This window comes from Kribbella sp. CCNWLW201, from assembly GCF_037203805.1.
Taxonomy (GTDB): Bacteria; Actinomycetota; Actinomycetes; order Propionibacteriales; family Kribbellaceae; genus Kribbella.
The window spans coordinates 259,839-276,842 of the sequence record NZ_JBBCBQ010000002.1; the positions used below are offsets into that span (position 1 = coordinate 259,839).

Sequence of the window (17,004 nt, forward strand, 5' to 3'; positions counted from 1 at the left end):
ACAAATACCATCACACGCATGGACCGCGGAGACCCCCTGAACAGGCAGGTGGCAGCCTGGCGCCTCATCGACAACCTTCACCAGGCCGTCCGCAGGGCGCTGCCACGCCGTGGCCGGCGGTGGACCGGGACGGTCTACGTCGATCGGAATCCCAGGCTCGATGAGACCTTCGACGGGGAGGTGAACGAGGACGGCTCGATGACGCTGAGCGGAGGTGCGTATTACACCTTGGAGCATGCCAACGCCGCGATGTACGACCGTCCTTTCACGGACCCGCGTGCCGCCACCGGCGCCAGCAGGCGGCTTCGGAGCACCGTGGGTGCCTTCGTTCGCAACTACCTGGAGCTCAGCCACGAGCCGGTCCGGGACGACGTCGCTTCCCGGGCCCTGGACACCGGACTGTGCGCGAACATCACCGCGGCGCACCTGCCGAAGGTGATGGAGGACGTCCGTCTGGAGACGGCCTATCCGGACATCCTGGACCTCCCGAACGAAGATCCCCACCCGAGGCTGCAGGCCGCCGCCGCGGCCCTGTGCGAACGGGTCGGCGAAGCGGCCGGGATCGCACCTGATGACCTGCGCGACCAACTCCAAGCGACGCCGCCGGCCGAGCGCTGGGGCCTGCTGTCCGATGCGCTGATCGAGCAACGACTCGGTGCGCGGCTCGATCGCGGATGGGGGTTCGCCAGCGGGGTTCGCCCCGAGCAGGCCGCAGCCGTCAAGGCTCTGCTGGTCGACGATCTGAGGGACGGGTTCGAAGCCGTTGCCGCGAGCACCGAGGACTCCCGGAGCAACGGCCAGGTCCTCGCCGCGGCGGCGGTTCGGCGGGCGACCGTGCGCCTCGAGGCCTTCGCCAACTCCGGACCGGCGCCGGTCGAGCCGCAGCCGCACGGCCCGGAACCCGCGTACGACCAGGTCTCGGCGATCGTGGACAGCGTGCAACGCGACCTCGCCATGGGGCGCACCGGTGACAACCTTGCCTGGGTGCTCACCCCCGGGCACCAGGTCAACGGCTGGAACGGCGACCTGGAGGCGACGAACGAAGTCCGGGATCTCGGCGAGGCTCGCCCGGACGGCACCCTGGCTTTCGACGCGCGGCGAGTACTCGCGCCGCTCGCGGAGGCGCGCACCTCCCCGCGACCACTCGACCCCAAGCTCCAGGCCGACGTACGCCAAGCCGTCGCCGTCGTCACGCGCGAGGCTGCCCGGCTCTGCTCGCCCAGTGATCCCGGGTCGCAGAACGATCCCGCCGCGCAGGCGATGGAGGACGCGCTGGTCAGGCAGTACGCCAAGTGGCAGACCGACCGGCTCATGACGGACTTCGGGTACGGCGAACCGGACGCCGAAAGCAACCTCATGGCGCCGTCAGACCGCGCGGTGTCCGTGCTCACGCAGTCCATCGGGCAGATCGCTCAAATGAGGCAGCAAGAGGTCGTCTCTCAGCTACTGACCACCAGACGGAGCGACCGGTTCGCCAAGGCCGTCGCGCTCGGCCTCGGCAACGACGCACCGCACCGTGACACGGCGGCGCAGCGGGAGGTCGATACGGTCCTGGTGCCCAGCGTCCAGGCTGCCTTCGCACAGGTCGCCAGGTCCGAGGGCAGACTCGCCTTCCTCACCGGCAACCGCGGTGAGCGAGGCGAGACCCTCGGAAAGCAGGCGGCCGCTCAGATCGCCCAGGCCAAGCAGCACTACGCCTCGCTGCCCAAGGGCGGACCCGGTGCGGATCTTCAGGACAAGTCCCAGGCGGCGGCGATGACCGGGCAGGTGGCGCCAGGATCACCCGCTGCGTCCAGTGCGACCTCCAGCCGTCCGGTGTCGAGCAAGGTCGGTGGGCGGCCGGTCAACGAGATCGGCTAGCGAGCGGCACGGAGTACCCGGAAGCCCTTGGCGCTCGCCTTCCGTTCGCAGGGGTAGCCCTGCTCGGTCAGCCAGCGTTGCAGCGAGTCGCCGCCCAGGTTCTTGCCGACGACGAACCACGCCACCCCGTCGGGCGCGAGACGGGCCAGCCAGTGCAGCAGCATCTTGTGCAGCTCGGCCTTGCCGATGTGGATCGCCGGGTTGGACCAGATCTGGTCGAACCGCACCTCCTCGGGTACGTCGTCCGGCAACGCCGGGTGCACCCGGTCGGCCACTCCGGCCTTGCCCGCGTTCTCCGCGGTCAGCTCCAGTGCCCGTGTGTTCACGTCGACCGCCCACACCTCGGCCTTCGGAGCCTCGACCGCCAGTGCACACGCGAGCGGCCCGTAGCCGGTCCCGAGGTCGAGGAACGTACCGGGACCGATCGGCGGATCCACCTCGCGCAGCAGGACCGCCGTACCGATGTCCAAGCGGTCGCGGGAGAACACACCGGTCGCTGTGGTGAAGGTGTAGTCCCGTCCCCAGATCCGGGCTTCGACAGTACGGCGGATGTCCGCCGAACCGGGCTCTGCCGAGAAGTAGTGGTCAGCCACGCTGGTGCACCTCTCCCCTGACCTGCCGGGCCTGCAGTGCCCGTGCGGCCAGCTCATCGTCGGCCGGGTAGCGCACTTCCTCCAGTGTGAGCCCGTGCGCTGGCACCACCGACACAGCCGAGTCCCGAACCTTCCCAGCCAATACGGCGGCTGGCCAGCTCACGTCACGTCGTCCGTCGCCCACCGGGATCAGCGCACCCACCAGAGCCCGGACCATCGAGTGGCAGAAGGCATCAGCGATCACAGTGCCCTCCAGCTGTCCCACGCCTGTCCGCTGCCAGGAGTACTCCAGCAGCGCCCGCACTGTGCTGGCACCCTCCCGCTTCTTGCAGAAGGCCGCGAAGTCGTGCTCCCCGAGCAGTCCGGCCGCGGCGTCGTTCATCCGGTCCACGTCCAGTGGGCGGCCCACTCGCAGTACATGCCCTCGGGTGAGCGGGTCCCAGCCTGCGGGGTCGTCACACAGGCGGTAGACGTAGCGTCGGGCCAGAGCGGAGAAACGGGCGTCAAAGCCCTCTGGAGCCTCGCTGACGGCGGTGACAGCCACATCCTGGGGTAGGACGCCGTTCAGGCTCCTGAGCAGCCTCAGCGGCTCTACAGCGCCTTCGATGTCCACATGGGTCACCTGGCCACGGGCATGTACGCCGGTGTCGGTCCGGCCGGCGCAGGTGACCACCGGAGGCTCGCGCAACCGCAGTACGACGCGGAGCGTCTCCTCCAGCGTGCCCTGCACGGTCCGGAGACCCTCCTGACGGGCCCAGCCGTGGAAGGCCGTTCCGTCGTACCTCAGGTCTATCCGAAAACGCACACGGCAATCTAACGCAAACAGCGCCCCTCACCGTGCGGTGAGGGGCGCTGTCGGACAGCTGGTGTTACTTGTCCTCGGTCTTCGCGCCCTCGACGACGTCCTGGACGTCCTCGGTCGCGACGACGTCCTGGACCTTCTCGTCCTGAACGTCCTCGACCTTGGCCTCGTCCTCGACCTTGTCGTCGGCGTCGGCCTTCGCCGCCGCCGCCTTCTTGGCCGGGGCCTTCTTCGCGGTCTTCTTCGCCTTCGGTGCGTCGGCCAGTGCCTCGACCAGCTCGATCTTCACCATCGGCGCGTTGTCACCCTTGCGCGGGCCGAGCTTGGTGATCCGGGTGTAGCCGCCCGGACGGTCGGCGTACCGCTCGCCGATCTCGGTGAAGAGCACGTGCACGACGCTCTTGTCCTTGATCCGCTTCATCACCTGGCGGCGCGAGTTCAGGTCACCACGCTTCGCCTTGGTGATCATCGACTCGGCCAGCGGCTGCAGGCGCTTGGCCTTGGCCGCGGTGGTGGTGATGGCGCCGTGCTCGAACAGCGACGTCGCGAGGTTGCTGAGGATCAGCTTCTCGTGCGCCGGGCTGCCGCCCAGCCGGGCACCCTTGGTGGGGGTAGGCATCTCTTGACTCCAGGAATCTCAGGCCGCTCGGGACCCGGGGGTGGTTGACTCAGTACTGCTCGGTCTCGGCGAAGCTCTCGTCCTCGTCCTCGGCCTCGGTGCCGTAGGCCTCGGCGGCCGCACGCAGGTCGAAGCCAGGAGGCGAGTCCTTCAGCGACAGGCCCATCTCGGCCAGCTTCAGCTTGACCTCGTCGATCGACTTGGAGCCGAAGTTGCGGATGTCCAGCAGGTCCTGCTCGCTGCGCGAGATCAGCTCACCCACGGTGTGGATGCCCTCACGCTTGAGGCAGTTGTACGACCGGACGGTCAGCTGCAGGTCCTCGACCGGCAGGGCCAGGTCGGCCGCCATCTGCTCGTCGACCGGCGACGGGCCGATGTCGATGCCCTCGGCCTCGACGTTCAGCTCGCGAGCCAGGCCGAACAGCTCGACCAGCGTCTTACCGGCCGACGCGACGGCGTCGCGGGGCAGCATCGACGGCTTGGTCTCGACGTCGACCACCAGGCGGTCGAAGTCGGTGCGCTGCTCGACACGGGTCGCCTCGACCTTGTAGGTGACCTTGAGCACCGGCGAGTAGATCGAGTCGACCGGCATCCGGCCGATCTCGGCGTCGGCGGACTTGTTCTGGATCGCCGAGACATAGCCCCGGCCCCGCTCGACGACCAGCTCCATCTCGAGCCGGCCCTTCTCGTTCAGGGTGGCGATCTTCAGGTCCGGGTTGTGCACCTCGACACCGGCCGGCGGCGCGATGTCCGCGGCGGTGACGTCACCGGGGCCCTGCTTGCGCAGGTACATGGTGACCGGCTCGTCGTGCTCGGAGGAGACGACCAGGTCCTTCAGGTTCAGGATCAGCTGGGTGGCGTCTTCCTTGACCCCGGCCACGGTGGAGAACTCGTGCAGGACGCCGTCGACCTTGATGCTGGTCACGGCGGCACCCGGGATGGAGGACAGCAGGGTCCGGCGGATCGAGTTGCCGAGGGTGTAGCCGAAGCCGGGCTCCAGCGGCTCGATCACGAACCGCGAGCGGTGCTCGTCGACGACCTCTTCGGTCAGGGTGGGGCGCTGGGCAATAAGCACTTCGTAACTTCCTTAGTTCCGCGACGACCACTATTTGAGGCCGCGAAGGGTGAAGAAACGCACCGGCCCGCCGGCGACCGGAGCCGCCGGCGGGAACCGGATCAGTTCTTCGAGTAGAGCTCGACGATCAGGTGCTCGGCGACCTGGGTGTCGATCTGCTGCCGGGTCGGCAGCTGGTGGACGAGGATGCGGAGGCGCTCCGGCATGACCTCGAGCCAGGCCGGGACGACGCGCTCGGAGTGCGTCTCCCGGGCGATGATGAACGGGGTCGTCTCGACCGACTTCGCCTTGACATCGATGATGTCGTGGGCGGCCACCCGGTACGACGGGATGTTCACCTTGATGCCGTTCACGGTGAAGTGACCGTGGACGACGAGCTGACGGGCCTGCCGACGGGTCCGGGCCAGGCCGGCGCGGTAAACCACGTTGTCCAGCCGGGACTCCAGGATGATCAGCAGGTTGTCACCGGTCTTGCCGGAGCGCCGCGAGGCCTCCTCGTAGTACCGGCGGAACTGCTTCTCCAGGACGCCGTACGAGAAACGGGCCTTCTGCTTCTCGCGCAGCTGGAGCAGGTACTCGCTCTCCTTCGGACGGCCGCGGCCGTGCATACCCGGCGGGTACGGACGACGCTCGAACGCCTTGTCGCCACCGACGAGGTCAACCCCGAGACGGCGCGACTTCTTGGTCATGGGTCCGGTGTAACGGGCCATTGCTAGTGCTCCTCTCGGAAGATCAGACCCGGCGCCGCTTGGGCGGGCGGCAGCCGTTGTGGGCGGTCGGGGTGACGTCCTGGATGGTGCCGACCTCGAGGCCGACCGCACCCAGGGAACGGATCGCGGTCTCACGGCCGGAGCCGGGACCCTTCACGAACACGTCGATCTTGCGCATGCCGTGCTCCATCGCCCGGCGCCCGGCGGCCTCGGCGGCCATCTGCGCGGCGAACGGGGTGGACTTGCGCGAACCCTTGAAGCCGACGGTTCCCGCGGAAGCCCACGAGATGACCGCGCCGGTCGGGTCGGTGATCGTCACGATCGTGTTGTTGAACGTGCTCTTGATGTGCGCGTGGCCGGCGGCCACGTTCTTCTTCTCCTTGCGGCGCACCTTCTTCGCGCCGGCCGCGGTGCGGCTCTTGGGAGGCATAGGTCAGTTGCTCCTGGGGTGGTCGAAAGTCATCCGGGTCATCACTTCTTCTTCTTGCCGGCGATCGCCTTGCGACGACCCTTGCGGCTGCGGGCGTTGGTCCGCGTGCGCTGACCACGCACCGGCAGGCCGCTGCGGTGCCGGCGACCCTGGTACGACCCGATCTCGATCTTGCGGCGGATGTCCGCGGTCACCTCGCGACGGAGGTCACCTTCGATCTTGTAGTTGCCTTCGATCCAGTCCCGGAGCTTCACCAGCTCCTCGTCGCCCAGCTCGTGGACGCGCTTGTCACCGGAGATCCCGGTGGCTTCCAGCGTCTTCAGGGCGCGAGTACGACCTACACCGAAGATGTAGGTGAGAGCGACCTCGATGCGCTTGTCGCGCGGCAGGTCGACCCCTACGAGGCGTGCCATGTGGCGGTGTTCCTTTCGTCGGCAGAGGTGTGGTGGCGCGCCGCGTCCTTGCCCGCCTCGGTGAGTTTGTCGTTCACCGGCAAGGCCCCGGCCTCTGTTCCGGGGGCAGCATCCAGCGAGTACAGCCTGTGCTGGATGAGCGTGCGCGCTGTGGTGCGAAAGTGCGTTGTGTGCTGCTCGAGGTGGGGCTGAATCAGCCTTGCCGCTGCTTGTGCCGCGGGTTCTCGCAGATCACCATGACCCGGCCGTGACGGCGGATCACCTTGCACTTGTCGCAGATCTTCTTGACGCTCGGATTGACCTTCATCGAGCTTCTTTCTTCGACAGGTGTTGGTGGTGGTCTTACTTGTACCGGTAGACGATGCGACCCCGGGTGAGGTCGTACGGCGACAGCTCCACGACGACCCGGTCCTCGGGGAGGATCCGGATGTAGTGCTGCCTCATCTTGCCGCTGATGTGCGCGAGCACCTTGTGCCCGTTGGACAGCTCAACACGGAACATCGCGTTCGGCAGGGCCTCGACGATGGTGCCCTCGAGTTCGATGACTCCCTCTTTTTTGGGCATGTCCTCGCACTTCTGTAGACGACGTACTGAATGATGGTTTACCGCTGGCTCCAGCCCGGCTCACACGCCCTCCCGACCTAGGTCAGGCAGCCGCGGGCAGCACGAGACAGAGGCTACAAAGAGCCAAGGAAAGAGTGTACGCCACCGACCCAGGCGAAACCCAATCGAGACCGCTCAGCCGGCCCGGGAGGCCTCCAGCACCCCGATATGCTCCGCTCCCCAGGCGTCCAGCGGCGCCAGGGCGACGTTGAGTGACTGCCCGAGCTCGGTCAGCGAGTACTCCACCCGCGGCGGGACCTGGTGGAAAACCTCGCGGTGCACGATGTCGCGGGCCTCCAGTTCGCGCAACTGCTGGATCAGCATCTTCTCCGTCACCCCGGCGATCTCGCGGCGCAGCTCCCCGAACCGCATCGGTCCGTGGTGCAGCGCCCAGAGGATCCGCGGCTTCCACTTCCCACCGATCACGTCGGCGGCGGCGTCCAGCCCACAGGTGTACGGAACCATTACTTACCTTTCCGTCAGTACCTGACTATTTAGTGGGTACTTGTCCATCCTAAAGCGCCCGGGCCAGGGTTGACGACATGAAGACTCCTGTCACCGTCCTCGGCCTCGGTGCGATGGGTACCGCCCTCGCCCGGGCCTTCCTGAATGCCGGCCACCCGACCACCGTCTGGAACCGCACCCCCGGCCGCTCCCCCGAACTCGACGCCCTCGGCGCCACCCGCGCCGCGACCGCCGCCGAAGCGGTCGCAGCCAGTCCGCTCGTCGTGGTCTGCCTGCTCGTCGACGCGACCGTCCGCAGCACGCTGGACGGCCTCGACCTGACCGGCAAGACCGTCGCCAACCTGACCAACGGAACCCCGGCTCAGGCCCGTGACACCGCGACCTGGGCCGCTGAGTCCGGAGCGGCGTACCTGGATGGCGGAATCATGGCTGTGCCCGCGATGATCGGCGGACCCGCCGCCTTCATCTTCTACAGCGGCTCTCCGGTCGCCTTCGAGCGGCATCAGGCCGACCTCGCCGTGATGGCCCGTCCCGCGTACGTCGGCAGCGACCCGGGCCTGGCCGCGTTGCACGACATCGCCCTGCTCAGCGCGATGTACGGCATGTTCGGCGGCGCCCAGCACGCGCTGGCTCTGGCCGGCAGCGAGAAGGTCTCCGCCGTGCGGTTCACCGAGGACTTCCTGCTGCCCTGGCTGACGGCGATGCTCGGCAATCTGCCGCAGATCGCCAAGGAGGTCGACGAAGGCCCGGGGCCGGGTGGAGCGGGTTCCAACCTCGCGATGCAGGCGGCCGCCTACGACAACCTGATCGAGACCTCGGTCGGCCAGGGCGTCGATCCCGCACTGCTCGTCCCGATGGGTGAGCTCCTGCGGAAGGCGGTCGCCGAAAGCCGTGGCGACGAGGATCTGGCTGCTCTCGTCCCGCTGCTCAGGGCTGGTGCGTAGCCGCCCATTGCTCGCCCTCGCGCCACATCTGCTCGGGCATCAGGTCGAGCAGATCGCACGCGGCGTCCAGTTGCGCGAGGGCGGTGTCGGAGTCGCGGTACGCCGGCAGGATCGCGACGAAGCGCCGTCCCTCGCAACTGAACCCGAACGCCGGCACCGCGGCCAGCGCCTCGACCGCGCGCGGATGCAGCACCGCCTCGGCGTGATCCTCCCGGCCGTTGAACAGGCAGTACCGCCCCGGCAGGCCGTCGAAGGTCATCTTGATCGGCAGCAGACTCGCGGCCGCCACCGGAGCCAGCGCGGCGGGCAGCACCTGCAGCGGCGGCAGCGGCCGATCGACCTGCAGCTCGAGGAAGTCGAAGCCGAGGTCACGCCGTCCCACCTTGTGCCGGAACCGCCCGGTCGAGAACTCCCGGCCCCGGTGCCGGCCCGTGGTCACGTCGAAAACCTCGGCCTTCGGGTCCAGCGAGAACGGCGGGAACGGCCAGCGCTGCAGCAACTCCGGCCGGTCCACGCTGATCCGCCAGCCCATCTGCCCGACGACATCGCCCCAGGCCTTCCGCCGGCGGCTCTCCGCGACCCGCAGGGCGAGCGTGAACCCGATCAGCACAAGGAACCAGACCAGCACCATCCAACCGACCCAGCGCGGCTCCAGCAGCAGTCCGGCGATCGCCAGCGGTATGGCGACCGCGAACCAGATCACGTAGACGAGGGCAGACCCCTGGCGCAGCTGCCAGCCCCAGTCCGGCCGCAGACGCGGGCCGGTGACGCGACGGGTGACCGGGGCCGCTGTCAACGGCGCTTCCCGAGGTTACTCAGGGCGAACAGGGTCCAGGGGATCATCAGCCAGACCGGCCAGAAGTGCGGCCAGTTCCCGCCGTTCGCGACGCCGATGACGAACCAGATCACCACATTGATGAGGACCACGCCGGTGAAGCCGCCACCGAGAGCAGCCAGCCCGTGCCGGTCGTTCTGCTTCTTGCGCTCCGGGAACTGACCCGGCGCAGGAGTCGGTTTTCTGTCCTGGACCACGGCCGGCGTCTGGTACGTCCGCACCGGTGGCAGGTCCCGCACCAGCGGCTCCAGTTCGCCGTACGTCTGCACGGAGTAGAGCTGGTCGAGGCGGGAGGAAAACTCGGGCTGGTCCAGCCGGCCGTCCGCGAACGCGTCCCGCAACCGGCCGGCGATCTTGTCCCGGTCGGCTTCGGTGAAACGTTGGTGCGGCTGGTACTGGGGCATGGCTCAAGTGTGCCTCAGCAGTGGGCCCTTGGCGTCCCCCAACGGGTGGACCCCAACCGTCCACCGATCGGCCAGTTCAGCGGACTCCGCCGTACCGTAATCGCTTAGTCGGCGAGGGCGCCGTACTTGATGCCGAGCTCGGCAAGCTTGGCCTCGCCGCCGTCCAGAGCGGTCAGCACCCACGGGCCCTGCGGGGTCAACGTGAACGTGTGCTCGGTGTGTGCGGCGGCCTTGCCGTCGTTGGTGACGACGGTCCAGTCGTCCTCGAGCGTGTGGTTGTCCTGCTTGCCGAGAGTGAGCATCGGCTCGACCGCCAGGGCCAGCCCCTCGACCAGCTTCGGGCCGCGGCCAGGGCGGCCGAAGTTCGGCACGTTCGGCGGCTGGTGCATCGCCGAACCGATCCCGTGCCCGACGAAGTCCTCGACGATCCCGTACGACGAGTTGGCCCGGACGTGAGCTTCGACGGCGGCCGAGATGTCGGTCAGCCGGCCGCCGAGCTTGGCCGCGGCGAACCCGTGCCACATCGACTCCTCGCAGATCCGGGCCAGCTCCAGCAGCTCCGGATCCACCTGGCCGACCGCGACCGTGATCGCGGCGTCGCCGTGCCAGCCGTCCACGATCGCACCGCAGTCGATCGAGATCAGGTCGCCCTCGGCCAGCACCCGGTCACCGGGGATGCCGTGCACGATCTCGTCGTTCACCGACGCACAGATCGAGCCGGTGAAGCCGTGGTACCCCTTGAACGACGGAGTGGCGCCGGAGGAGCGGATGTTGTCCTCGGCGATCGCGTCCAGCTCACCGGTGCTGATACCGGGCCGGACCTCGCCGCGGAGCAGTTCCAGCGTGCGGCCGACCACCAGGCCGGCCGCGCGCATGGACAGGATCTGCTCGCGGGTCTTGATCTCGATCCCGCGGTCCTTGAAGATCATCGGGTTATTCGGTCACCGTTTTCAGGGCGGCGAGCACGCGCTCGCTCACCTCGTCGATCTCACCGACACCGTCCACCTCGACCAGCAGGCCGCGCTGGGCGTACACCCGCAGCAGCGGCTTGGTCTCGGCGGTGTAGACGTCCTGCCGGTGCCGGACGACCTCTTCGGAGTCGTCCGACCGGCCCTCGACATGGGCCCGGCGGAGCATCCGGTCGACCAGCACGTCGGTGTCGGCGACCAGCGCCACCACCGCGTCCAGCCGGTGACCGTGCTCGGCCAGGATGTCGTCCAGCGTGCCGACCTGGGCCAGCGTGCGCGGGTAGCCGTCGAGCAGGAAGCCGTCGCCGGCGTCCGCCTCGGACAGCCGGTCCCGCACCATCGCGTTGGTGACCTCGTCCGGGACGTAGTCACCGGCGTCCATGTAACGCTTCGCCTCGAGCCCGAGCGGCGTCTCGTCCTTGACGTTCGCACGGAAGATGTCGCCGGTGGACACGGCCGGGATATTCAGGCGTTCCGCAAGCACCTTTGCCTGCGTGCCTTTGCCCGCCCCGGGCGGACCCATCAGCAACATTCTCATCAGCGCAAGAACCCTTCGTAGTTACGCTGCTGCAACTGAGACTCGATCTGCTTCACCGTGTCCAGACCCACGCCGACCATGATCAGGATCGACGTACCGCCGAACGGGAAGTTCTGGTTCGCGTTCAGGAGCACCAGCGCGATCAGCGGGATCATCGAGATCACCGCCAGATAGATCGCGCCGGGCAGCGTGATGCGGGACAGCACGTAGCCCAGGTACTCCTCGGTCGGACGGCCGGCCCGGATTCCGGGGATGAAGCCGCCGTACTTCTTCATGTTGTCCGCGACTTCCTTCGGGTTGAAGGTGATCGAGACGTAGAAGTACGTGAAGAAGATGATCAGGGCGACGTACGAGATCATGTAGATCGGATGGTCGCCTTTGACCAGATTGCCCTGGATCCACTGGGCCCAGGACTTCTCCTGCTGGAACTGGCTGACCAGCACCGGCAGGTAGATCAGGCTGGAGGCGAAGATGACCGGGATGACACCGGCCTGGTTCACCTTCAGCGGGATGTAGGTCGACGTACCGCCGAACATCTTGCGGCCGACCATGCGCTTGGCGTACTGCACCGGGATCCGGCGCTGCGCCTGCTCGATGAAGATGACCGCGGCCATGATCACGAGCCCGATCGCCAGCACCACCACGAAGGTGGGCAGGCCCTTCTCCTTGCGGATGCTCCACAGCTGCGAGGGGAAGGTGGCGACGATCTGGGTGAAGATCAGGATCGACATGCCGTTACCGACACCACGGTCCGTGATCAGCTCACCGAGCCACATCACCACACCGGTGCCGGCCGTCATGGTCAGCACCATCACGACCACCGGGAACCAGCTGTCGTTGTGCAGCAGCGGCTCCTGGCAGCCCTGGAACAGCCGGCCCGGGGTCCGCGCCAGCGCGACGAACGCGGTGGCCTGCAGGATCGCCAGCCCGACGGTCAGGAACCGGGTGTACTGGGTGATCTTGGCCTGTCCCGCCTGCCCCTCCTTCTTCAGCGACTCCAACCGCGGGATCACCACGGTGAGCAGCTGCAGGATGATGCTGGCGGTGATGTAGGGCATGATGCCGAGCGCGAAGATCGCGAGCTGCAGCAGCGCACCGCCGGAGAACAGGTTGATCAGGTTGTAGAGGTTCGCGTTGGCGCCGCCCTGTGCGAGCTTGAGACAGGTGTCCAGCGACTTCACGTTGACACCTGGCGCCGGAACGACCGAACCGATCCGGAAGATCACGACGATGAAGAGCACGAACAAGATCTTCCGGCGCAGGTCCGGAGTCTTGAACGCGTTGGCAAAGGCGCCTAACACCCTGTCCTCCCACATGTTTCCTCTGCCCGGTCCGGGCAGGGGCCTAGCAAAGCAGCTTGGCAAGAGACGAACCAGGGCTCGTCCGAACTCCAGCGCACGATATCAAGCGCCGGCTCGCACGAGCCCTGGACGTCACACCTCGGTGGTGGTCCCCCCGGCCGCCTGGATCTTCTCCTGGGCGGACTTGGAGAACTTGTGCACCGAAACCTGCAGTGCCACGGTCAGCTCGCCGTCACCCAGCACCTTCACCGGCTGACCGCTGCGAACCGCGCCCTTGGCGACCAGGTCGGCCACGCCGACCTCACCGCCTTCGGGGAACAGTTGTCCGAGCTTGTCCAGGTTAACGACCTGGAACTCCACCCGGTTCCTGCTCTTGAAGCCCTTCAGCTTCGGCAGCCGCATGTGCAGCGGCATCTGGCCACCCTCGAACCACTCGGGGATGTTGTTGCGCGCCTTGCTGCCCTTGGTACCGCGGCCGGCCGTCTTGCCCTTGCTGCCCTCACCACGACCCACACGGGTCTTGGCGGTCTTGGCACCGGGCGCCGGACGCAGGTGGTGAACCTTCAGCGCCATGTCAGTCGACCTCCTCGACGGTGATGAGGTGGCGAACCGCACGGACCATGCCGCGGACCTCGGGACGGTCGTCGTGGACGGCGACGTCGCCGATCCGCTTGACGCCCAGGGTGCGCAGCGTGTCGCGCTGGTTCTGCTTGCCACCGATGGCGGAACGGGTCTGGGTCACCTTCAGGCGTGCCATCAGGAGGCCACCTCCGCCCGCGCCTTCAGCAGCGCCGCCGGGGCGACGTGCTCGACCGGCAGGCCACGGCGCGCGGCCACGGCCTCCGGGGTCTCCAGGCTGCGCAGCGCCTCAACGGTGGCGTGCACCACGTTGATCGCGTTCGCCGATCCCAGCGACTTGCTCAGCACGTCGTGGATCCCGGCGCACTCCAGCACGGCGCGCGCCGAGCCACCCGCGATGACCCCGGTACCGGGAGCGGCCGGGCGCAGCAGCACCACGCCGGCGGCCTTCTCACCCTGGACCGGGTGCGGGATGGTGCCCTGGATCCGCGGCACCTTGAAGAATGCCTTCTTGGCCTCCTCGACACCCTTGGCGATCGCCGCGGGCACCTCCTTGGCCTTGCCGTAACCCACACCGACGGTGCCTTCACCGTCGCCGACGACCACGAGGGCGGTGAAGCTGAAGCGACGACCACCCTTCACGACCTTGGCAACACGGTTGATGGCTACCACGCGCTCGATGTAGGCGGTCTTGTCAGCTGCCGCACCACGACCACCGTCGCGGTTACGGCGCTCACCACCGGCGCCGCCTCCGCGACGCTGCTGGCCTCCGCTCATTTCGAACTACCTTCTTCCTTTTGTGTCGCCATGTCAGAAGCCGAGGCCGCCCTCACGGGCGGCGTCGGCCAGCGCCGCGATGCGGCCGTGGTACTTGTTCCCGGCCCGGTCGAACACGACCGAGTCGATGCCGGCAGCCTTGGCCCGGTCGGCGATCAGGCCGCCGACGGTCTTGGCCTTGTCGGTCTTGTTCGCCTCCGCGCCACGCAGGTCGGCCTCCATGGTGGAGGCGGACGCCAGCGTCTTGCCGGCCACGTCGTCGATGACCTGAACGAACAGGTGCTTCGACGACTTGGTGACCACCAGCCGCGGCCGCTCGGCCGTGCCGTTGATCTTCTTCCGGACCCGGATCTGGCGACGCAGACGCGACGCCGTCTTCTTGGCGGAGTGCTTGTGCGGACGCAGTCCGATCGCCATGGTTACTTACCAGCCTTTCCGACCTTGCGGCGCACCTGCTCGCCGGCGTACCGCACACCCTTGCCCTTGTACGGCTCGGGCTTGCGCAGCTTGCGGATGTTGGCGGCAACCTCGCCGACGGACTGCTTGTCGATTCCCTGCACCGAGAAGCGGGTCGGGGCCTCGACGTTGAACGTGATGCCTTCCGGCGCGTCCACCGTGATGGTGTGGCTGTACCCGAGCGAGAACTCCAGCTGGGTCGGTCCCTTGGCCAGGACGCGGTACCCGACGCCGACGATCTCGAGCTTCTTCTCGTAGCCCTCCGTCACTCCGGTCACCAGGTTGGCGATCAGGGTGCGGGACAGGCCGTGCAGTTCCTTGCTCTTGCGCTGGTCGTCCGGGCGGGTGACGGCGATCGTGCCGTCCTCGTCCCGGTTGACCGCGATGGGCTCAGCGACGACATGCGAGAGCTGACCCTTGGGACCCTTCACGGTGACCGTCTGGCCGTCGATCGTGACGTCGACGCCGGACGGGACCGAGATCGGGAGCTTACCGATGCGAGACATGAGAGTGGTCCTCCTTCCGGTTCTTCGTCACCAGACGTAGGCGAGGACTTCCCCGCCGACGCCCTTGTTCTTGGCCTGGCGGTCCGTCAGCAGCCCCTGGGACGTCGAGATGATCGCGACGCCCAGGCCACCGAGAACCTTGGGCAGGTTGGTCGACTTCGCGTAGACCCGCAGGCCCGGCTTGCTGATCCGCCGGACGCCCGCGATGGAGCGCTCCCGGCTGGGGCCGAACTTGAGGTCGACGATCAGGGTCTTGCCGACGGCGCCCTCTTTGGGCTCCTCCACCTTGTAGGAGGAGATGTAGCCCTCCTGCTGGAGGATGTCGGCGATGCCCTGCTTGATCTTGCTGTACGGCATCGAGGTCGACTCGTGGTACGCCTGGTTGGCGTTGCGCAGACGCGTCAGCATGTCTGCGATCGGGTCGGTCATCGTCATGGCCTGGGGCCTCTTTCCCGCCGTGGTTTCGCCGGCCGGCGACCTACGGTGACTAGATGGTGAGTGGAGAAAAGATCGGAGGTGGAGACGGTCACCAGCTGGACTTGGTCACACCGGGCAGCTCGCCCCGGTGCGCCATCTCCCGCAGGCAGATCCGGCACAGGCCGAACTTGCGGAAGACCGCCTTCGGCCGGCCGCAGCGCTGGCAGCGGGTGTAACCGCGTACCGCGAACTTCGGCTTCCGGGCCTGCTTGACCTTGAGTGCTGTCTTCGCCACGTCAGTTCTCCTTGAACGGGAAACCGAGCTGCCGCAGCAGGGCCCGGCCCTCGTCGTCGTTCTTCGCGGTGGTCACCACGGTGATGTCCATACCCCGGACCCGGTCGATCCGGTCCTGGTTGATCTCGTGGAACATCACCTGCTCGGTCAGGCCGAAGGTGTAGTTCCCGGTGCCGTCGAACTGCTTCGGGGACAGACCGCGGAAGTCGCGGATCCGCGGCAGCGCGAGCGCCAGCAGCCGGTCCAGGAACTCCCACATCCGGTCGCCGCGCAGCGTCACGTGGGCGCCGATCGGCATCCCCTCGCGCAGCTTGAACTGCGCGATCGACTTACGGGCCTTGGTGACCTGCGGCTTCTGGCCGGTGATCGCGGCCAGGTCCTTGACCGCGCCGTCGATCAGCTTCGAGTCACGCGCCGCCTCGCCGACGCCCATGTTCACCACGATCTTGGTGAGGCCGGGCACCTGCATGACGTTCTCGAACTGGAACTGCTCCTGCAGCTTGCCGACGATCTCCTCGCGGTACTTCGTCTTCAGCCGCGGCTGGACCTTGGTCTCGCTCACTGCGGTGGTCATCAGATCTCCTCGCCGGTACGCCGCGCGATCCGGACGCTCCGGTAACCGGTGTACGTCGAGCCGTCGGGGCGCCGCTTCTGCACCTCGACGCGGTTGTAGCCGACGCGGGTGGTCACCTTCTGCTTCTTGCCGTCCTTCTCGACCTCGACCAGAAGCGCCACGTTCGAGACGTGGATCGGGGCTTCCTGGGTGACGATGCCGCCGGTGGTGCCGCCGCGCTGGGCCTGCTGCACCTTGGTGTGCTTCTTCACCCGGTTGACGCCCTCGACGATGATCTTCTCGTCGTCGGGGAAGACCTGGATGATCTTGCCCTCGAGGCCCTTGGACTTGCCGGCGATCACGCGGACGAGATCACCCTTCTTCACGTGCAACTTCCTCTGCGCCATCTCAGAGCACCTCCGGAGCGAGCGAGATGATCTTCATGAAGCGCTTCTCGCGCAGCTCCCGGCCGACCGGCCCGAAGATACGGGTACCACGCGGTTCGCCGTCGGCCTTCAGGATCACCGCGGCGTTCTCGTCGAAGCGGATGTAGGAGCCGTCCGGACGCCGGCGCTCCTTCACGGTCCGCACGATGACCGCCTTGACGACGTCACCCTTCTTCACACCACCGCCGGGGATCGCGTCCTTGACGGTGGCGACGATCGTGTCACCGACACCGGCGTAGCGCCGACCGGAGCCGCCGAGCACACGGATGCAAAGGATCTCCTTGGCACCCGTGTTGTCGGCGACCTTCAGTCGCGACTCCTGCTGGATCATCTGTTGATCTCCTGGTTGTCTCGCTGGTTCTCACTGGCGTGAGCCTTGCGGAACGAATGATTTCGATTGGTTGCCGGCTGGGAG

27 protein-coding genes are annotated in these 17,004 nt (G+C 67.5%); 2 read left to right on the top strand and 25 right to left on the bottom strand.

Annotation, left to right across the window (positions count from 1 at the left end):
- The first annotated feature begins 18 nt into the window (after positions 1 to 18).
- On the top strand, positions 19 to 1,860 hold the full coding sequence (locus tag V9K99_RS10870; RefSeq protein ID WP_337003740.1) for a hypothetical protein: 1,842 nt from the start codon (positions 19 to 21) through the stop codon (positions 1,858 to 1,860).
- Here V9K99_RS10870 and V9K99_RS10875 read toward each other — a convergent pair.
- From V9K99_RS10875 to V9K99_RS10920, 10 genes are all read right to left on the bottom strand, one after another.
- Positions 1,857 to 2,453, bottom strand: a complete 597-nt coding sequence (locus V9K99_RS10875; RefSeq protein WP_337003742.1) for a class I SAM-dependent methyltransferase — start codon at positions 2,451 to 2,453, stop codon at positions 1,857 to 1,859. The genes V9K99_RS10870 and V9K99_RS10875 overlap by 4 nt on opposite strands.
- Positions 2,446 to 3,258: a tRNA pseudouridine(38-40) synthase TruA gene (truA, locus tag V9K99_RS10880; protein WP_337003744.1), complete on the bottom strand. Its 813-nt coding sequence runs from the start codon at positions 3,256 to 3,258 to the stop codon at positions 2,446 to 2,448. Before truA ends, V9K99_RS10875 begins: the two co-directional genes overlap by 8 nt.
- Positions 3,259 to 3,322: 64 nt before the next feature.
- A complete protein-coding gene (rplQ, locus tag V9K99_RS10885) occupies positions 3,323 to 3,874 on the bottom strand; it encodes a 50S ribosomal protein L17 (protein WP_337003746.1) in 552 nt (183 codons plus the stop codon).
- A 49-nt stretch (positions 3,875 to 3,923) separates the two neighbouring features.
- Positions 3,924 to 4,949 (bottom strand): DNA-directed RNA polymerase subunit alpha, encoded by a 1,026-nt coding sequence (locus V9K99_RS10890; protein ID WP_337003748.1) that lies wholly within the window; start codon positions 4,947 to 4,949, stop codon positions 3,924 to 3,926.
- Positions 4,950 to 5,050: 101 nt separating this feature from the next.
- Entirely contained in the window at positions 5,051 to 5,659 is a 609-nt protein-coding gene (rpsD, locus tag V9K99_RS10895; protein ID WP_337003750.1) for a 30S ribosomal protein S4, read from the bottom strand.
- A gap of 22 nt (positions 5,660 to 5,681) precedes the next feature.
- Positions 5,682 to 6,089: a 30S ribosomal protein S11 gene (rpsK, locus tag V9K99_RS10900; protein WP_012923659.1), complete on the bottom strand. Its 408-nt coding sequence runs from the start codon at positions 6,087 to 6,089 to the stop codon at positions 5,682 to 5,684.
- A 41-nt stretch (positions 6,090 to 6,130) separates the two neighbouring features.
- A complete protein-coding gene (gene rpsM / locus V9K99_RS10905) occupies positions 6,131 to 6,502 on the bottom strand; it encodes a 30S ribosomal protein S13 (protein WP_012923660.1) in 372 nt (123 codons plus the stop codon).
- Positions 6,503 to 6,695: 193 nt separating this feature from the next.
- Complete coding sequence (gene rpmJ, locus V9K99_RS10910; RefSeq protein ID WP_008361054.1) at positions 6,696 to 6,809, bottom strand: 50S ribosomal protein L36; 114 nt, start codon at positions 6,807 to 6,809, stop codon at positions 6,696 to 6,698.
- 35 nt (positions 6,810 to 6,844) lie between these two features.
- Positions 6,845 to 7,066, bottom strand: a complete 222-nt coding sequence (infA, locus tag V9K99_RS10915; RefSeq protein ID WP_012923661.1) for a translation initiation factor IF-1 — start codon at positions 7,064 to 7,066, stop codon at positions 6,845 to 6,847.
- Positions 7,067 to 7,240: 174 nt separating this feature from the next.
- Positions 7,241 to 7,570 (bottom strand): winged helix-turn-helix transcriptional regulator, encoded by a 330-nt coding sequence (locus tag V9K99_RS10920; protein ID WP_337003756.1) that lies wholly within the window; start codon positions 7,568 to 7,570, stop codon positions 7,241 to 7,243.
- A 77-nt stretch (positions 7,571 to 7,647) separates the two neighbouring features.
- Between V9K99_RS10920 and V9K99_RS10925 the strand changes: the two genes are divergently transcribed.
- On the top strand, positions 7,648 to 8,514 hold the full coding sequence (locus tag V9K99_RS10925; RefSeq protein WP_337003757.1) for an NAD(P)-dependent oxidoreductase: 867 nt from the start codon (positions 7,648 to 7,650) through the stop codon (positions 8,512 to 8,514).
- On the opposite strand, the gene V9K99_RS10930 is transcribed toward V9K99_RS10925, so the two are convergent.
- The 15 genes from V9K99_RS10930 to rplN form a co-directional block, all read right to left on the bottom strand.
- Positions 8,498 to 9,310, bottom strand: a complete 813-nt coding sequence (locus V9K99_RS10930) for a hypothetical protein (protein WP_337003759.1) — start codon at positions 9,308 to 9,310, stop codon at positions 8,498 to 8,500. The genes V9K99_RS10925 and V9K99_RS10930 overlap by 17 nt on opposite strands.
- Complete coding sequence (locus V9K99_RS10935; RefSeq protein ID WP_337003761.1) at positions 9,307 to 9,753, bottom strand: DUF1707 SHOCT-like domain-containing protein; 447 nt, start codon at positions 9,751 to 9,753, stop codon at positions 9,307 to 9,309. Before V9K99_RS10935 ends, V9K99_RS10930 begins: the two co-directional genes overlap by 4 nt.
- 104 nt (positions 9,754 to 9,857) lie before the next feature.
- Positions 9,858 to 10,682, bottom strand: a complete 825-nt coding sequence (gene map / locus V9K99_RS10940; protein ID WP_337003762.1) for a type I methionyl aminopeptidase — start codon at positions 10,680 to 10,682, stop codon at positions 9,858 to 9,860.
- Between the two features lie 4 nt (positions 10,683 to 10,686).
- Positions 10,687 to 11,259 (bottom strand): adenylate kinase, encoded by a 573-nt coding sequence (locus V9K99_RS10945; RefSeq protein ID WP_337003764.1) that lies wholly within the window; start codon positions 11,257 to 11,259, stop codon positions 10,687 to 10,689.
- Complete coding sequence (gene secY / locus V9K99_RS10950) at positions 11,259 to 12,560, bottom strand: preprotein translocase subunit SecY (protein ID WP_337003766.1); 1,302 nt, start codon at positions 12,558 to 12,560, stop codon at positions 11,259 to 11,261. Before secY ends, V9K99_RS10945 begins: the two co-directional genes overlap by 1 nt.
- Before the next feature lie 132 nt (positions 12,561 to 12,692).
- Complete coding sequence (gene rplO / locus V9K99_RS10955) at positions 12,693 to 13,133, bottom strand: 50S ribosomal protein L15 (protein WP_132147638.1); 441 nt, start codon at positions 13,131 to 13,133, stop codon at positions 12,693 to 12,695.
- A 1-nt stretch (position 13,134) separates the two neighbouring features.
- Positions 13,135 to 13,317 carry a 50S ribosomal protein L30 gene (rpmD, locus tag V9K99_RS10960; protein ID WP_337003770.1) on the bottom strand — a complete coding sequence of 61 codons (183 nt, stop codon included), beginning with the start codon at positions 13,315 to 13,317 and terminating at the stop codon, positions 13,135 to 13,137.
- On the bottom strand, positions 13,317 to 13,916 hold the full coding sequence (rpsE, locus tag V9K99_RS10965; protein WP_337003772.1) for a 30S ribosomal protein S5: 600 nt from the start codon (positions 13,914 to 13,916) through the stop codon (positions 13,317 to 13,319). The genes rpmD and rpsE overlap by 1 nt, the downstream gene beginning before the upstream one ends.
- 33 nt (positions 13,917 to 13,949) lie before the next feature.
- Positions 13,950 to 14,333 carry a 50S ribosomal protein L18 gene (rplR, locus tag V9K99_RS10970; RefSeq protein ID WP_337003774.1) on the bottom strand — a complete coding sequence of 128 codons (384 nt, stop codon included), beginning with the start codon at positions 14,331 to 14,333 and terminating at the stop codon, positions 13,950 to 13,952.
- Positions 14,334 to 14,335: 2 nt separating this feature from the next.
- Positions 14,336 to 14,878: a 50S ribosomal protein L6 gene (gene rplF / locus V9K99_RS10975; protein WP_337003776.1), complete on the bottom strand. Its 543-nt coding sequence runs from the start codon at positions 14,876 to 14,878 to the stop codon at positions 14,336 to 14,338.
- A 27-nt stretch (positions 14,879 to 14,905) separates the two neighbouring features.
- Positions 14,906 to 15,313: a 30S ribosomal protein S8 gene (gene rpsH / locus V9K99_RS10980; protein ID WP_131360997.1), complete on the bottom strand. Its 408-nt coding sequence runs from the start codon at positions 15,311 to 15,313 to the stop codon at positions 14,906 to 14,908.
- A 91-nt stretch (positions 15,314 to 15,404) separates the two neighbouring features.
- Positions 15,405 to 15,590 carry a type Z 30S ribosomal protein S14 gene (locus V9K99_RS10985; RefSeq protein WP_012923674.1) on the bottom strand — a complete coding sequence of 62 codons (186 nt, stop codon included), beginning with the start codon at positions 15,588 to 15,590 and terminating at the stop codon, positions 15,405 to 15,407.
- 1 nt (position 15,591) lies between these two features.
- A complete protein-coding gene (gene rplE / locus V9K99_RS10990; RefSeq protein ID WP_132147620.1) occupies positions 15,592 to 16,164 on the bottom strand; it encodes a 50S ribosomal protein L5 in 573 nt (190 codons plus the stop codon).
- Positions 16,164 to 16,550, bottom strand: a complete 387-nt coding sequence (gene rplX / locus V9K99_RS10995) for a 50S ribosomal protein L24 (protein WP_337003781.1) — start codon at positions 16,548 to 16,550, stop codon at positions 16,164 to 16,166. The genes rplE and rplX overlap by 1 nt, the downstream gene beginning before the upstream one ends.
- Before the next feature lies 1 nt (position 16,551).
- The gene (gene rplN / locus V9K99_RS11000) at positions 16,552 to 16,920 is read right to left on the bottom strand and encodes a 50S ribosomal protein L14 (protein ID WP_077019238.1); all 369 of its coding nucleotides are present in this window, start codon (positions 16,918 to 16,920) and stop codon (positions 16,552 to 16,554) included.
- Positions 16,921 to 17,004: the final 84 nt, after the last annotated feature.

Bases quoted from the DNA above. Each gene is read 5' to 3' on its own strand.
- rplX (WP_337003781.1), bottom strand. From the start codon at position 16,550: ATGGCGCAGAGGAAGTTGCACGTGAAGAAGGGTGATCTCGTCCGCGTG.
- map (WP_337003762.1), bottom strand. From the start codon at position 10,682: ATGATCTTCAAGGACCGCGGGATCGAGATCAAGACCCGCGAGCAGATC.
- rpsE (WP_337003772.1), bottom strand. From the start codon at position 13,916: ATGAGCGGAGGCCAGCAGCGTCGCGGAGGCGGCGCCGGTGGTGAGCGC.
- rpmJ (WP_008361054.1), bottom strand. From the start codon at position 6,809: ATGAAGGTCAATCCGAGCGTCAAGAAGATCTGCGACAAGTGCAAGGTG.
- V9K99_RS10925 (WP_337003757.1), top strand. From the start codon at position 7,648: ATGAAGACTCCTGTCACCGTCCTCGGCCTCGGTGCGATGGGTACCGCC.
- rpsK (WP_012923659.1), bottom strand. From the start codon at position 6,089: ATGCCTCCCAAGAGCCGCACCGCGGCCGGCGCGAAGAAGGTGCGCCGC.
- V9K99_RS10945 (WP_337003764.1), bottom strand. From the start codon at position 11,259: ATGAGAATGTTGCTGATGGGTCCGCCCGGGGCGGGCAAAGGCACGCAG.
- V9K99_RS10870 (WP_337003740.1), top strand. From the start codon at position 19: ATGGACCGCGGAGACCCCCTGAACAGGCAGGTGGCAGCCTGGCGCCTC.
- rpsD (WP_337003750.1), bottom strand. From the start codon at position 5,659: ATGGCCCGTTACACCGGACCCATGACCAAGAAGTCGCGCCGTCTCGGG.
- rpmD (WP_337003770.1), bottom strand. From the start codon at position 13,317: ATGGCACGCCTGAAGGTGACCCAGACCCGTTCCGCCATCGGTGGCAAG.
- rplF (WP_337003776.1), bottom strand. From the start codon at position 14,878: ATGTCTCGCATCGGTAAGCTCCCGATCTCGGTCCCGTCCGGCGTCGAC.
- infA (WP_012923661.1), bottom strand. From the start codon at position 7,066: ATGCCCAAAAAAGAGGGAGTCATCGAACTCGAGGGCACCATCGTCGAG.
- rplN (WP_077019238.1), bottom strand. From the start codon at position 16,920: ATGATCCAGCAGGAGTCGCGACTGAAGGTCGCCGACAACACGGGTGCC.
- V9K99_RS10935 (WP_337003761.1), bottom strand. From the start codon at position 9,753: ATGCCCCAGTACCAGCCGCACCAACGTTTCACCGAAGCCGACCGGGAC.
- rpsH (WP_131360997.1), bottom strand. From the start codon at position 15,313: ATGACGATGACCGACCCGATCGCAGACATGCTGACGCGTCTGCGCAAC.
- rplQ (WP_337003746.1), bottom strand. From the start codon at position 3,874: ATGCCTACCCCCACCAAGGGTGCCCGGCTGGGCGGCAGCCCGGCGCAC.
- rplE (WP_132147620.1), bottom strand. From the start codon at position 16,164: ATGACCACCGCAGTGAGCGAGACCAAGGTCCAGCCGCGGCTGAAGACG.
- rplR (WP_337003774.1), bottom strand. From the start codon at position 14,333: ATGGCGATCGGACTGCGTCCGCACAAGCACTCCGCCAAGAAGACGGCG.
- V9K99_RS10920 (WP_337003756.1), bottom strand. From the start codon at position 7,570: ATGGTTCCGTACACCTGTGGGCTGGACGCCGCCGCCGACGTGATCGGT.
- rpsM (WP_012923660.1), bottom strand. From the start codon at position 6,502: ATGGCACGCCTCGTAGGGGTCGACCTGCCGCGCGACAAGCGCATCGAG.
- rplO (WP_132147638.1), bottom strand. From the start codon at position 13,133: ATGGCGCTGAAGGTTCACCACCTGCGTCCGGCGCCCGGTGCCAAGACC.